The 13,854-nt window shown below is 74.1% G+C and carries 14 protein-coding genes; 6 read left to right on the forward strand and 8 right to left on the reverse strand.

What is annotated here, in order from left to right; genetic code table 11:
- Positions 1–246: 246 nt before the first annotated feature.
- From ACZ6NC_RS18210 to ACZ6NC_RS18225, 4 genes are all read right to left on the reverse strand, one after another.
- On the reverse strand, positions 247–945 hold the full coding sequence (locus ACZ6NC_RS18210; protein WP_465733870.1) for a pentapeptide repeat-containing protein: 699 nt from the start codon (positions 943–945) through the stop codon (positions 247–249).
- Between the two features lie 67 nt (positions 946–1,012).
- Positions 1,013–1,183, reverse strand: a complete 171-nt coding sequence (gene amcA / locus ACZ6NC_RS18215) for a multiple cyclophane-containing RiPP AmcA (protein ID WP_465733872.1) — start codon at positions 1,181–1,183, stop codon at positions 1,013–1,015.
- Entirely contained in the window at positions 1,180–1,608 is a 429-nt protein-coding gene (locus tag ACZ6NC_RS18220; protein WP_465733874.1) for a hypothetical protein, read from the reverse strand. The genes amcA and ACZ6NC_RS18220 overlap by 4 nt, the downstream gene beginning before the upstream one ends.
- Before the next feature lie 86 nt (positions 1,609–1,694).
- Positions 1,695–2,138: an ATP-binding protein gene (locus ACZ6NC_RS18225; protein ID WP_465733876.1), complete on the reverse strand. Its 444-nt coding sequence runs from the start codon at positions 2,136–2,138 to the stop codon at positions 1,695–1,697.
- A gap of 639 nt (positions 2,139–2,777) precedes the next feature.
- Here ACZ6NC_RS18225 and ACZ6NC_RS18230 point away from each other — a divergent pair.
- Entirely contained in the window at positions 2,778–3,536 is a 759-nt protein-coding gene (locus ACZ6NC_RS18230; protein ID WP_465733878.1) for a hypothetical protein, read from the forward strand.
- An 8-nt stretch (positions 3,537–3,544) separates the two neighbouring features.
- Positions 3,545–4,015 (forward strand): hypothetical protein, encoded by a 471-nt coding sequence (locus ACZ6NC_RS18235; RefSeq protein WP_465733880.1) that lies wholly within the window; start codon positions 3,545–3,547, stop codon positions 4,013–4,015.
- Positions 4,016–4,097: 82 nt separating this feature from the next.
- On the opposite strand, the gene ACZ6NC_RS18240 is transcribed toward ACZ6NC_RS18235, so the two are convergent.
- Positions 4,098–4,397, reverse strand: coding sequence for a hypothetical protein (locus tag ACZ6NC_RS18240; protein ID WP_465733882.1), 300 nt, complete (start codon positions 4,395–4,397; stop codon positions 4,098–4,100).
- Between ACZ6NC_RS18240 and ACZ6NC_RS18245 the strand changes: the two genes are divergently transcribed.
- From ACZ6NC_RS18245 to ACZ6NC_RS18255, 3 genes are all read left to right on the forward strand, one after another.
- Positions 4,387–4,716: a hypothetical protein gene (locus ACZ6NC_RS18245; RefSeq protein WP_465733884.1), complete on the forward strand. Its 330-nt coding sequence runs from the start codon at positions 4,387–4,389 to the stop codon at positions 4,714–4,716. The two genes, ACZ6NC_RS18240 and ACZ6NC_RS18245, sit on opposite strands and share 11 nt — an antisense overlap.
- A 555-nt stretch (positions 4,717–5,271) precedes the next feature.
- Positions 5,272–7,509, forward strand: coding sequence for a heavy metal translocating P-type ATPase (locus tag ACZ6NC_RS18250; protein WP_465734005.1), 2,238 nt, complete (start codon positions 5,272–5,274; stop codon positions 7,507–7,509).
- Positions 7,506–8,072 (forward strand): copper chaperone PCu(A)C, encoded by a 567-nt coding sequence (locus ACZ6NC_RS18255; protein ID WP_465733886.1) that lies wholly within the window; start codon positions 7,506–7,508, stop codon positions 8,070–8,072. Before ACZ6NC_RS18250 ends, ACZ6NC_RS18255 begins: the two co-directional genes overlap by 4 nt.
- Positions 8,073–8,177: 105 nt before the next feature.
- Here ACZ6NC_RS18255 and ACZ6NC_RS18260 read toward each other — a convergent pair whose 3' ends face one another.
- A complete protein-coding gene (locus tag ACZ6NC_RS18260; RefSeq protein WP_465733888.1) occupies positions 8,178–9,188 on the reverse strand; it encodes an Acg family FMN-binding oxidoreductase in 1,011 nt (336 codons plus the stop codon).
- 422 nt (positions 9,189–9,610) lie between these two features.
- Between ACZ6NC_RS18260 and ACZ6NC_RS18265 the strand changes: the two genes are divergently transcribed.
- On the forward strand, positions 9,611–11,311 hold the full coding sequence (locus tag ACZ6NC_RS18265; protein WP_465733890.1) for a sensor histidine kinase: 1,701 nt from the start codon (positions 9,611–9,613) through the stop codon (positions 11,309–11,311).
- A gap of 62 nt (positions 11,312–11,373) precedes the next feature.
- Here ACZ6NC_RS18265 and ACZ6NC_RS18270 read toward each other — a convergent pair whose 3' ends face one another.
- Together ACZ6NC_RS18270 and ACZ6NC_RS18275 are read right to left on the reverse strand one after the other, a co-directional pair.
- Positions 11,374–12,657 (reverse strand): serine hydrolase domain-containing protein, encoded by a 1,284-nt coding sequence (locus tag ACZ6NC_RS18270; protein ID WP_465733892.1) that lies wholly within the window; start codon positions 12,655–12,657, stop codon positions 11,374–11,376.
- A 195-nt stretch (positions 12,658–12,852) separates the two neighbouring features.
- Positions 12,853–13,575 carry a response regulator gene (locus tag ACZ6NC_RS18275; RefSeq protein WP_465733894.1) on the reverse strand — a complete coding sequence of 241 codons (723 nt, stop codon included), beginning with the start codon at positions 13,573–13,575 and terminating at the stop codon, positions 12,853–12,855.
- Positions 13,576–13,854 lie beyond the last annotated feature (279 nt).

A 13,854-nucleotide genomic window follows, 5' to 3' on the forward strand; every position in this document is an offset into this window, starting at 1 on the left:
GGGACCCCTCTTTCGGGCGGCGCTGTCCCCGCCCCCCCCCCCCCCCCCCCCCCCCCCCCCCCAGGACGTCATCCGGGGTGGCCTCGGTGGGGACCAAGGCATCTGCCTGGTCGCGGCTGATGGGGCGCCACGGCCCTACAGGCACGACAGCGCCGTCTTCGTACGAAGAGTGGCTGTGGACGGCGCGTACGCCGGCGATCTCGCACCGGCCGCCGAGGAGCCGATATCCGCCTACGATGGCGAGGCTCACCGGCGCCCCCTCGCATCCGGGTCCGGGAGGTCTTCGCCCCAGATGACCGCCAGCTCGGCAGTGAGGGCCTCGGCGAGATCGGCCTGCTGCAGACGGTCGATAACGACCTTCGCAAGGTTGGCGACGCCGCGCACGCCGTTCAGCTCGTTGCCGCGCAGGTCCATCTCCCTGTAGGTGCCGCGACCGAACTCGGTGGCGCGCAGCGTGCAGTCATCCACGGCGACGCGGGTGAGGTCGCAGGCCGTGAACGTCGCTTCGGACAGGGCACAGCGGATGAAGGCGACGGGGCCGGCAGCGCGGAGCTGCTCGAAGGTGGAGTAGTCGAGTTTGCAGTTCTCGAAGAGGACGTTGTCGAGGCTGAGGGCGGTCAGGTTGGCGCCCATGATCTTGCAGTTGCGGAAGATAACGCGCGACAGCTTGCTGTCGATCCACTGCAGGGTGCCGAGGTCGCAGCCGTCGAACTCGATGGAGTCTGCGCAGACGTCGTCCAGGCGGACGCGGGCTGCACGCAGGTTGGTGATGCGGCCAGTAACAAAGCGGGTGTGGGCAAGGCCGAGTTCGCGCAAGTCGGCGTCGGCGTAACGGAAGTCCTGGACGATGCTGCGGCTGCTCTCCAGCGAGGTGACGTTGGAAAGGTAGGCATCGGCGAAGTCGGGCAGGGTGACGCGCAAGCGACCGATGGTGCGGGTATCCATACTGGGGTCTCTCCTACCTGCGGGCCGGGCCCGCGAGATGTTCGCGGGCCCGGCGTCGTGTGCGGGTCTACTTCTTGTTCCAGTTGTCCCAGGTCGGCCGGTTGTCGAACTTGGGGGTGTTGTTGGCCCAGGTGGGTCGGTTGTCGAACTTCGCGACGGCCGGACCGGTGGTACTCGCGCCCATCAGATCGGTGATCACGTCGGCGTCGGTGGTCTCCAGCAGTTCGAGCAGGGTCATGCTTCCGTTTCCTCCCGGACGGTATCGGACAAAGCGACGAGAAGGGCTTGCCGCGACACTCGGCAGTAGCTCGTTTCCGTGGTGTCGAAGCTGCCGTTCTCGAAGTACCGGTTGCCGGCCTGCGCGCCGCGGCAGAAGCCGAAGAACTCACAGGTGGCTTCGCAGCCATCCAGGCCGGTCAAGAACTCGTCCACGTAGCGCAGGTGGTGGGCGTGGGCGAGCATGTCAGGGATGGAGCGTTCCAGGACGTTCCCGGCCTGGAAGTTCTCGTAGGAGGGAGCGGTGATGCCCGCCAGCTCGGGCGACAGCAGCACGACGTCGCCCGCGGCGGAGACGGTGGGGATCGGGTCGATCAGCGTGTCCTGCCACCCGTTGCCGGCTCGCAGGGCACGCAGGTAGCCGCCCAGCCGGTCAACCTCCCGCACCGTCAGGCCTGAATGGGAAAGCCGACACCGCTTCCGCCCAGCCGGTGTACCTGGGACCGTTGCGGGCGGAGTCCAGCGGGTTTGTGCTACTCGCTGGTGGCACGGAGGTCGGCGTGGATGGTCTTGCCGTATTGGTCTGGGGTGACGCCCCAGTGCCCTCGGGTGAGGTGGTGGACCATGGCGAGACCGCGGTGGCATTCCTCTTCGTCTCCTGCATCGAGAAGCACCGGGAGGGTACGAGAGCCGTCGCGGACGAAGATCCGCACAGTGGTGAGGGTGATGCGTCGGATCACGACCGTCATGCGGGTCAGACAGCCGGTCCGCGCCGCGTTCGTCACCAACTCGGACACGATCACCTCGGCATCGTCCGCCAGGCCGTTCAGCTCCCAGTCCGCGAGCTTGCGTCGAACGAGTTCGCGGGCCGCACGAGCCGAATCCGGCCGGTACCGCAGCAGAGCGGTGGCCGGGGCCGGCACGCGGGCAGCCGCCGAAGTCGGGGATTCAACGGCGACGGTCACGGTGGCCTCCATGGGTCCTTGGCTGGTGCGCCGCGTCGTGGGGCCAGGGCCCGGTGTCGGGCTCATTCCCCACAGCTCGACGTGACGGACAGTCAACCGGTGGTCACAGCTGTGGGACCATCGCGTAAGCGGCATGCGCATGCGGGTATGCGGCAGGTGCATACGGGCGCGGAATGGCGGGGGTGGCGCTGGTGGACTGGCAGCGTGAGATTCAGGTGGCGTCGCGGGCTGGAGACTGATGGCAAGGTGATTGAGCTGGGTCGCAGAGAGCGGTGCTTGACTCAGCTCCAGCTCGGCACGGCGATCGGCCTCTCACAGTCGGCGGTCTCCCGCATGGAGAAGCGAGGCGCTGCTGGCTCTTACGACATGGCGCTGCTCGGACGGGCGGCGGCTCACCTGCACATCCCCGTCGTCCTCGTGGGCCTGGCGGGCGGCACAACGGGATCAGAACCAGTGGAACGACGTGGATTTCTCGGTGGAGTCGCAGCAGCGGCAGTTACGCCTCTGCTCGCTGCGCTCCCAGCGCCCTCGGATACCGGGCAGGCCGCTGCGCTGAGGCTGGGTACGGCAGCATACCGGCGCCTGGACGGCTCGACACCGTCCAGGGACCTCACTGACGCCGTCCGGGGTCATATCCAGCTGATCCAGCGGTTGAGCAACAACGGCGGCGACCGGGCCCGGCTGGCGGCTGTCGGAAGCGAGGCGGCTTCCCTCGCGGGCTGGTTGGCCTGGGACATGGGCGACCACGGATCCGCGCGGTCCTGGTACGGGCAGGCAATCAATGCCGCCCGGGCCGCGAAGGAGCCGTTGCTGGCCGCCTACCAGGCCGGCAGCCTCGCCCAGTTCGAGGCCCACGCCGGAAACAGCGCACAGGCCCTCAACCTCGCCGCCACAGCACGCAAGGCCCTCGGCAAGCACTCTCCAGCCCTCACCGACGCATGGCTGACCTCGGTCGAGGCACTGGCACATGCAGTGGGTGGAGACCATAGGAGTGCGGACCAGGCGCTCGTACGCAGCCGGGCCCTCGCGCTGACACTCGACCGGCAGGAGACTCCACCATGGCCGTGGGTGTTCGCTTTTGACGAGTCCAAGGTAGCCGCGTGTCGGGTGACGTGCGGGGCGCGGCTGGGGCGGCCGGAGTGGGTGCTGGAAGCGGACACGGAAGCTCTGGCCACCGGACACACGAAGCAGCGGGCACTCCTGATGCTCGACATCGCCGCGGGGCACCTCGCCGCAGGGCGCATCGACGGCGCGTTCGCGCTCGCGGAACGGGCGCTCGATGTGGGATTGACCTACCGCTCCGGGCGGATCGTGGACCGGGCGCGGGGCCTGCGGCGTACGCTCACCACCACGTCACCGCCCAAGGTGGTACGCGACTTCGACGAACGCCTGCACGGCGTCTACCTGTAGGGGGCAGCATGCGGATCGGGATCACCGGCCACCGGGGCCTGAACGAAGACGTGGAGCGGCAGGTACGTCGGCTTCTCGCGGCAGCCCTGGAAGAACAGAGCGACAGCGTGGTGGGGGTGTCCTGTATCGCGGACGGCCCCGACTCGTGGTTCGCGGAGCTGGTCCTGGAGCGCGCCGGCACGCTGGAGGTGGTCATTCCCGCCGAGCAGTACCGCGACTCCCTTCCCGACGACCACCATCGTCTGTACGACCGGTTGTTGAGCCGGGCCGCCGAGGTCCACCACACCGGGATGACCGCCTCGGACTCGGCGGCTCACATGGCGGGCAGCGAAGTCCTGGTCGGCCTCTCCGACCTGCTCCTGGCGGTGTGGGACGGGAAGCCCGCGTGGGGCTACGGGGGGACGGCCGACGTGGTCGACTACGCAAAGCGCTGCGGAGTACCGGTGCGTGTGCTGTGGCCGGAAGGCGCTGAGCGGTAGCCATCCGGGACGACGGACAAGAGACAAGGGTATCCGCAGCGTCGACGCCGCCCGGTACTGGCCCCGCGGCGAGGCCCCGGGGTCAGAACCGCACGGCCTTCACCACCACCGGCAGCAGGGTCTGGTCGGCGGGGGCCCGGCTGAACGCGACCGGCTGCGCATGCTCCCCGGCCGGCAGGTGCAGGGCCCCGACCATCGCGCTGTCCACTGTCTTCCCGCTGGTGTCGGTGAAGTCGACCTGCACCGCGTAGGAGGCGGTGTCGAGGCCGCTGTTGTTGATCGTCACCACGACCGCATGCAGGCCCCCGGTCTGTGTCCGCGGCAGCCCGGTGATCGTGACGTCCCCGAGCGCGTTCCCCCCGTTCTCCAGGGTGCCCAGCACCTCCGCCGCCTTCTGCCGCGCCTCCACACTCTGCGCCGAGACCGACGCCTCGAACGCGGCCGCCGCGGCCGCGGCGGACGTGGCCGCCGCCGACACCGAGGCCAGCGCCGACTCGGCCACCGAGGCCAGCGCGGACGGCGGCTCCCCCGAGAACGAGGACGGCTCCGGCGCCGTACTCAACGTGGACGCCGGGCCCGACCGGCTGATCGCCGGATTGGTCGACGTACTGCTGCACGCCGCCAGCACCCCGATGCCGCTCACCACCGCCACCAGCGCCACCACCCGCACCCCCACGCCGCACCGCCGCGGCAATCCCTGAACTTCGCGCACCGAGGATCCCTCTCCCACTCCACTGCCCGACGGCCGAAAGCCCGTACGCACCCATGCTTCGCAACAACCGGCCCGCACGGCGAAACCTGGTCCCCCGTTCGAGTGGGGCAGGCCTGTCCGTCCGCCCGGCCGCGGATGCCCGCGCCGGTCCCGCCGCTCTCCGGGCAGGCAGGCGGGAGCCTGCCCCGCCTGGTCCACCGGGCCCCGCCATCGGGACGGGCGGCGCCGCGGTGTGACCGGGGCCATTCGGAACGTACGGGAACCAACGGGGGTGGCGGGCCGACTGGTGGGGGGTGAGTGCGAAGTCGCCGGGTGGCCGGCCGTTGAGTGTGTTGGCGGGGTTCGCCCTGCTGTTGGTGGTGGTGTTCGCGGTGGCGTTCGCGGTGGGGCGCGGGGCCGGCCCGGTGTCGCCGGGGCTGACGCCCGGCAGTGGCGGCGGGGGGAAACCAGGGATGAGCGGGCACGACATGGGGGCGGGCCGGTGAGTGCGGTCGCGGGAGCGGAGGCCGGGGCGCTGGTCAGCACCGACCTGGCGGTCGGCGGGATGACCTGCGCGGCGTGCGTGGGCCGGGTGGAGAAGCGGCTGGCGCGGATCGAGGGCGTCACGGCCGGCGTCAACCTGGCGACCGGGCGGGCGCGGGTGCTGCATCCGGCCGGGGTGGGCGTCGAGGAGCTGGTCGCGGCGGTCGAACGGGCCGGGTACACCGCCGAGGCGGCCGTGGCCGGGCAGGCCCCGGCGGATCGGGAGGAGGACCCCGGGGAGCGGTGGCGGGTGCTGGTGACGGCGCTGCTGGCCGTGCCGGTGGTGGTGCTGTCGATGGTGCCGTCGCTGCAGTTCCCGGCCTGGCAGTGGGTCTGCTTCGGGCTGGCGGTGCCGGTGGTGACGTGGGGTTCGGCCGGGTTCCACCGGCGGGCCTGGCAGGGGCTGCGGCACGCCGCGGCGACCATGGACACCCTGGTCAGCCTCGGAGTGGTGGCGTCGTTCGGCTGGTCCGCGTACGCGCTGCTGTGCGGCGGCGCCGGGGAGATCGGCATGCGGATGCCGTTCTCGCTGACCGCGGACGGCGGCGGCGCGGCGCACGTCTACCTGGAGGCGGCCGTCGGGGTGCCGCTCTTCGTGCTGGCCGGGCGGCTGCTGGAGGGCCGGGTGCGGCGGCGCAGCGGTTCGGCGTTGCGGGCCCTGGCCGAACTGGGGGCGAAGGAGGTGTGCGTCCGGGATCCGGAATCCGGGGCGGAGCGCCTGCTGCCGGTCGAACAGCTGCTGCCCGGGCGGGAGTTCGTGGTGCGGCCGGGTGAGCGGGTGGCCACCGACGGGGTGGTGGTGGAGGGCGGCTCCGCGCTGGACCTCAGCCTGCTGACGGGCGAGAGCGTGCCGGTGGAGGTCGGGCCCGGGGACAAGGTGGCGGGCGCGACGGTCAATGTCGGCGGCGCGCTGGTGATCCGGGCGACCGCGGTGGGCGCCGACACCCAGCTGGCCCGGATCACCGCGCTGGTCGCGGACGCGCAGGCGGGCAAGGCACGGGCGCAGCGGCTGGCGGACGCGGTGGCCGGGGTGTTCGTGCCCTGTGTGCTGGCGGTGGCGGTCTCCGTGCTGGGCTTCTGGCTCGGCGCGGGCGCCGAGCCGCAGGCGGCGGTCACGGCGGCGGTCGCCGTCCTGGTGGTCGCCTGCCCGTGCGCACTGGGCCTGGCCACGCCGACCGCGCTCCTGGCGGCGACCGGGCGGGGCGCCGAGCTGGGCGTCCTGGTGCGCGGCCCGGAGGTGTTGGAGAGCCTGCGCCGGATCGACACAGTGGTGCTGGACAAGACCGGCACCCTGACCACCGGGCGGATGGAGCTCGCCGAGCTGACCACTGTGCCCGGGCTGGACGAGGACCAGGTGCTGCGGCTGGTGGGAGCCGTCGAGCACCGTTCGGAGCACCCCATCGGGAGGGCTGTCGTGGGGGCGGCCCGGGACCGGTGCGGCTCCGAGCCCCTTCCGGCGGTGGCCGGCTTCACGGCCACCGCCGGAGTCGGGGTGTCCGGCACGGTCGAGGGGCGGCTGGTCCGGGTGGTCCGGCCCGACGACGCCGCGGGCCCGCTGCCGGCCGGGCTGGCCGCCGCGCTGGACCGCGCCGCGGAAGCCGGGCGGACGCCGGTGGTGGCGGAGCTGGACGGGCGGCCGGTCGCGGTCCTCGCGGTCGGCGACACACTGCGCTCCGGGAGCTGGCGGGCGCTCCACCGGCTGCGCGGGATGGGCCTGGAGACGGTTCTGCTGACCGGGGACGGCCCCGGAGCGGCCCGGGCGGTCGCCGCGGAGCTGGGCATCGGGCAGGTGCACTCCTCGGCCTCGCCGGAGCGCAAGGCCGAGGTCGTCGCCGAGCTGAAGGCCGCCGGGCGGACCACGGCGGTGGTGGGCGACGGCGTCAACGACGCGGTCGCGCTCGCCTCCGCCGACCTCGGGGTGGCGCTGGCCTCCGGCAGTGACGCCGCGATCGGCGCCGCCGGGCTGACCCTGGTCCGCGGTGACATCGAGGCGGTGGTGGACGCCGTCCGGCTGGCCCGGCGGACGCTGGCCACGATCCGGGCCAACCTGATCTGGGCGTTCGGGTACAACGTGGTGCTGATCCCGCTGGCCGCGGTCGGGGTGCTGAACCCGATGCTGGCGGCGGTGGCGATGTCGCTCAGCTCGCTGCTGGTGGTGGCGAACAGCCTGCGGCTGCGCACCTGGCAGCCGGGGCGGGGCGGCTCCGGTGGCACGGCCGGGGCGGCCGGGCGGGGCCGGCGGCCGGGGGCGGGCCGGTGAGGGCGCCGTTCTCCGTCCGGGCGGTCTCCCGGCGGACGGTCTCCGGTCGGACGGTCCCGGGCCGGACGGCCGTCGGGCGGGCCGCCGAGCGGGTGCGCGCGGTCGGGCCGCCGGTGGCGGCGGCCGGGGTGGCACTGGCGCTGCTCTCCGGCTGGACGGCGGTCGGCGGGGCCGGACGGCAGCGCCCGGTGGAGGCCGGGCCTGGCTGGCTGCTGCTGCCGACGGCCGGCGGTTCGACCGCCACGGCGGCGTTCTTCACGATCCGCAACCCCGGCGACATCCCGGACGAACTGACGGGTGCCGGCTGGGAGTTCGGCGGCCGTATCACCCTGAAACGGCACCGACACCAGGGTGCGTCCGGCCGCTGGGAGCCGGTCGCGGCGCTGCCGGTGCCGGGGCGCGGCGAGCTGGTGATGTCACCGGAGGACGCCGACCTGATGATCACCAACCCGCCTGCGCTGCGGGCGGGCCAGTGGGTGGAGTTCACGCTGAGCTTCCGCCACAGCCCGGAGCTGAAGGTGCGAGCCGAGGTCGTCCCGCCGGGCGGACGGCGCAGCAGCTGAGACGGGGGGCACGACGGAGCGGCCGGGCCGGGTGAAGGGCCCGGCCGCTCGGCGGTTTCCAGCCGTCGTGGCCCGGGGCGTGTGCTCAGGGCCCGGGGTCTGCGCTCAGGGGCCGACGGCCCCGTCGAGCGTCTCCTCCACCGGGCGACGGGGCGTCATGGCGCCGGGCGGGCCGTAGCCGATGCGCAGGACCAGCTGGACGTGGCCGGGGCCCGCGGCCGGGTCGCGCAGGCCCCAGCGGGTGTCGGGCCACTCGACGGGCTGGTGCCAGACGGTGAGGCGGATGCCGTGCACGGTGGCCAGCAGCCAGACGCGTTCGAGTGCCTGGCCGGTGCGGAGCCAGTCGGCGGGGCGGTCCGCGGTGGTGGTGAGGGTGCAGAGCCGGGGCAGCGCCTCGAAGCGCCGGGACGGCTGGGCGGGCGCGTCGCGGTACGGCGGGCGTCCGGCGTATTCGCGCATCGGGACGCGGGCGTCGTGGTCCCGCGCACCGAGGGCGGCGAACGGGAGGCCGTCGGTGGCCTCGGCGGCCGCTTCGTCGGCGCGCAGCCAGGCGCGGGCCTCGGCCACCCGGTCGGGGTCCTGGGCGATCCGGTCCTCGGCCTCGGCGGTGAGCGCCAGGACCCGGTGGACGCCGTCCTCCTGCAGGACGGCGAGCGCGACGCCTTCGTCACGGGCCGCGGCGAGCAGATCGCCGAGAACGGCCTCCGGGAGGTCCCGGTCGGCGAAGGGCTCCCGGCTGGAGTGGCGGTCGGCGATGGCGGGGTAGAGGTCGCGGCCGAACGGCTGCGGGGCGGCGGCCGGGGCGGAGAGGTCGAGGACGGCGAGCAGCTGCGGGTCGTCCCCGTCCGGGAGCAGCCGGACGGCGGGTTCGCGGCCGAGCCGTTCGACGGCGGCCACCCGCAGGTTGAACAGGGCGGCGCCGACCGCGATGTGCAGCGCGGCGCCGTCGGGGTCGGCGAGCGGGACGGCGCGGGCGGGGTCGGCGCGCACCGCGAGGCCGCGCCCGTCGGCGGTCGGGCGGAACCGCCACGGCTGGCTGTTGTGCAGCGAGGGCGCCGCACCGCCGGCGACGGCGAGCAGCCGCAGGTCGGCCGGGGTGAGGGTGGGCTCGGTCATGGTGATCCTCTCCTGGCCTCGCGGACGTGGGCAGGGCTGTTGCTACTCCCGAGCGTGCCTCCGTACGGCGGGCGGGCGGCAGGGTCCAACGGCCTGGTTCCGGGCCGGGCCGGGCCGGGCCGGCAGCGCTCGCGCCGGTGGCACTCGCACCGTCCGGACGGGCCGGGGCCGTGGCGGGGGCGGGGGCGACCGCGGCGGACCCCGCCGTACCGGCGGGGTGTGCGCGGCCACTACCGTGAATCCGACAATCCTCCTGGTCGGGCGACCGGGGGCGGGCCCGGACACAACAGGGCAGAACGACGAGGGGGACGCCGGTGGGCGGCGCGGACGGTACGCGGGCGGGCACCGGCGGTCGGGCACGGACGGACAGCACGAGCGGCACCGGCGGTCCGGCGGCCGGAGGCGGCGGCAGCAGCGCACGGATGCCGCAGCTGCGCCTGGACGAGCTGCTGGAGGAGCTCCAGTGGCGGATCGACGCGGCGCGCGGCACCCGGGACCGGGTGCACAGCCTGCTGGAGGCGGTGCTGGCGGTCGGCCGCGAGCTGGACCTCGCCCAGGCGCTGCACCGGATCGTCGAGGCCGCCGCCGACCTGGTCGACGCCCGCTACGCCGCGCTCGGCGTGATCGGCGCGGACGGGCACACGCTCTCGCAGTTCCTGACGGTCGGTCTGACGCCGGAGGAGAGCACCGCGATCGGGCCGTTGCCGGCCGGGCGCGGCATCCTGGGCGAGCTGATCCGCCACCCGCGGCCGCTGCGGTGCCCGGTGCTGTCCGAACACCCGGCCTCGGTGGGCTTTCCCGCCCGCCACCCGCCGATGCACACCTTCCTCGGGGTGCCGGTGCGGGTGCGCGGCGAGGTGTTCGGCAACCTCTACCTCACCGACAAGCGCGGCGGGCTGGACTTCGACGCCGACGACGAGGCGGTCATCTCCACGCTCGCGGTCGCGGCCGGGGTGGCCATCGACAACGCCCGTCTCTTCGAGGAGGCGCAGCGCCGCCAGCGCTGGCTCCAGGCGAGCGCGGAGATCACCCGCAGCCTGCTGTCGGGCGCGCCGCGGCTGGACGTGATGGAGCTGATCGCCCGCCGGGCACGGGAGATCGCCGGCGCCGAGCTGGCGGACGTCTCGGTGGCGCTGGCCGGGCCCGAAGAGCGGGCCGAGGAGCTGACGGTGGAGGTGGCGCTGGGCGGCGAGCCCGGTGCCCGGCTCGGGGTGACGGTGCCGGTGGACGGCACGCTCTCCGGCGCCGCGTACGCCTGCGGCTCGCCGGTGACCAGTGACGAGCTGGCCTCCGACGCCCGGTTCGCGGCCGGGCCGCCCGGGCGGTTCGAGGGCCTCGGGCCGGCGGTGGCAGTGCCGCTGGGCACCGGGGCGGGGTTCGGACGGGGCGTGCTGCTGCTGGCCCGGGCGAGCGGGCTGGCGCCGTTCACGGCGGAGGAGACCGGCCCGCTGCTGGGCTTCGCCGACCAGGCGGCGCTCGCCCTGGAGCTGGCCGAACGGCGGCGTGATGCCGAGCAGTTGACGCTGCTGGAGGACCGCGACCGGATCGCCCGGGACCTGCACGACCTGGCCATCCAGCGGCTCTTCGCCACCGGGATGACCCTGCAGAGCGCGGGCCGGCTGATCGAGAGCCCGGGCGCGGCGGACCGGGTCGGCCGGGCGGTCGCCGACCTGGACGAGACCATCAAGATCATCCGCTCGACCATCTTCGGGCTGCGCGCCCACAACGAGCCCGACCGGGGACTGCGGGCCCGCGCCACCCGGGCCGTCGGCGAGGCGCGGGCCACCCTGGGCTTCGCGCCGCGGCTCAGCCTGGAGGGGCTGCTCGACACCGACGTGTCGCAGGAGCTGGCCGAACAGGTCCTGGCCGTCCTCGGCGAGGCGCTCAGCAACGCGGCCCGGCACGCCCGGGCGAGCCGGGTGGAGGTCGTCCTGCGCGCCGTCGACGGCCTGGTGCGGCTCACCGTCACGGACGACGGGGTCGGCGTCCCGGAGGGCGGGCGCCGCAGCGGCCTGCGGAACCTCGCCGAGCGGGCGGAGCGGGCAGGCGGCCGTTTCGAGCTCCGGGCGGGCGAGGGCGGCGGCACTCGGGTGGTATGGGAGGCCCCGCTCGGCCTCCCGTAATACCCGCCGGCGGCGGCACACGGGGCGCGGGAGTGCGCCCCGCGTGCCACCGCCGTGACGGGTCAGATGCGGGTGTCCTCCACGACGGGGATGACGTCGCGGGGCGCCACGCCGCTCTGCTGCTCGCCGCCGGCCCCCGGCGAGGTCAGGGTGCGGGGTGCGGCGGCGGGGGCGGGCTGCTTGCCGCAGAAGGCCGGCTCCAGGGCGTTCATCAGGCCCTGGGTCACGGTGCCGTTGTTGGAGGCGTTGGCGAAGACGACGACGCTGCGACGGCCGTCCGGGGTGGTGAACGACTGGGTCTGGAAGCCCTGGACGATCCCGCCATGGCCGAACACGTTGCCGCAGGAGAGCGCGATCTGCCGCAGCCCCAGCCCGTAACTGATCTTCGCGGTGGGGGTGGGCAGCACACTGGTCATCTGCTTCAGCGAGTCGTCCGAGACCAGCCCGCCGGCGCTGCCGGCCATCAGCTTGGTGAGGAAGCGGTCCATGTCGCGGGCGGAGGAGACGACCCCGCCGGCGCTCCACAGCCAGGAGGCGGTCTGCTCGGTGGAGTCCAGCAGCGGCTTCGAGCGGTCGTCGTTGGTCAGGTAGCCGGTGACGTGCCGCCCCTCGATCTCCTTGTCCGGCACGTCGAAGGAGGTCCGGCTCAGGCCGAGCGGCTCGATGATCTCGTCGCGCAGCACCTCGGCGTACGGCCGGCCGGTGAGGTGCTCCACCGCCAGGCCCATCAGCACGAAGTCCGTGTTCGAGTAGGAGTAGCGGGACCCGGGCGTGTACTGCGGGCCGTGCGCGACCGACGTCGCCACCAGCTTCGCCGGGTCGTAGACGTTGTTGCGGATGCGCGCCTCGAAGGCGCTGGTGGTCTCCTCGCCGGCCTGCTCCAGCAGGTCGAAGGTGTGGTCGTAGATGCCCGCGCGGTGCTCCATCACCTGACGGCCGGTCATCGTCCAGCCCTCCGGCAGCGTGCCGGCCGGGAGGTAGTCCCGCAGCGGCTTGTCCAGATCGATCCGCCCCTGCTCGGCGAGCCGCATGACCAGGACGGAGGCGAACATCTTGCTGTTGCTGCCGACCCGGAACCGCCAGTCGGCGTTCATCGGCGTCCCGTCCAGATCGGCCTTGCCGACCGCCAGCGAGACCTTGGTCTCCGCGGCGCCGTGATCCCTGATCACCGCGAACGCCCCCGGCGCCCCGGCGGCCACCGCGCTCTGCAGGGCGGCACGCACCCCGGCCGTGTCCGGCACCACCGCTGCCGCCGGCGCCGCCACGGCACCCGTCGCCCCCGTGGCCACGACCACCACACCGGCCGCGGCCACCGCCAGCGAACGCACAAATCCAACCCGCGTCATCAGAAACGCCCCTGACTCTCCGTCACCTTGAACAGCAGGCCCCGACGGGACCAAGATCCAATATCCCGGACGGGGGACCATCCGACAAACGGGCGCGACGGCGGCCGCTCCTGGCGGCGGGCCGACTGCCCCTCGCCGGTCCCGGACACCGATGATCCCGTCCACTCGGGGAACGGGCCCCCGCCACGACCGGGTTCAGCCGCGCAGGCCGCCGGGCATCCGCGGGTGGGCCGGCCGCGCGGGGGCCGCGGACCGGCGCAGCTCGGTGGCGATCAGTGCGGCCTGGACGCGCCGCTCCACGCCCAGCTTGGCCAGCAGCCGGGAGACGTGGTTCTTCACCGTCTTCTCGGCGAGGTAGAGGCGCTCGCCGATCTGCCGGTTGGTCAGCCCCTCGCCGATCAGCGCCAGCACCTCCTGCTCGCGTGCGGTCAGCTCCGGCCCGTGCGGCACCGGTTGCGCCGGTGCGGCGTCGCTGCGCAGGCGGTTGAGCAGGCGGGTCGCCGCACCCGGGTCGAGCATCGAGCGGCCGGAGGCGACGGTGCGCACGGCCGCGACCAGGTCGGTGCCGCTGATCTGTTTGAGGACGTACCCGGCGGCGCCCGCCATCACGGCGTCGAGCAGCGCCTCCTCGTCGTCGAAGGAGGTGAGCATCAGACAGGCCAGGTCCGGCATGCGTGAGCGCAGTTCGCGGCAGACGGCCACGCCGTCGCCGTCACCGAGCCGCACGTCCAGCACGGCGACGTCGGGGCGCAGCGCGGGCACCCGGACGAGCGCCTGCTCCGCGGTGGCGGCCTCGCCGACCACTTCGAGGTCCGGTTCGCCGTCCAGCAGGTCGTGGACGCCCCGGCGCACCACCTCGTGGTCGTCCAGCAGGAACACCCTCACCGGCACCTGCGCGCCCGCCGTACTGCTCGCCATCGCGCGGCTCCACTTCCTCGTGCCCGGCACGCACCTGCTGCGGGCCCACCGCATCATCCCCGATCGGACCGCCGCGCCCCAGGGCCGTTGGACCCAGCCGGCCCGGGCCGGTGGGCCTGCGTCCGGGGCCGCCGGCCGGGACCTCCGCCGCTCCCCGCCCCTCCCCGCAGGCATGCCGAAACACGGCGCGGGGGGGGGGGGGGGGGGGGGGGGGGGGGGGGGAGGGGGGGGGGGGGGGGGGGGGGGGGGGGAGGGAGACCGGTGCCGCGAGGGTGGCGG

Source organism: Kitasatospora sp. NPDC041988, from assembly GCF_055588525.1.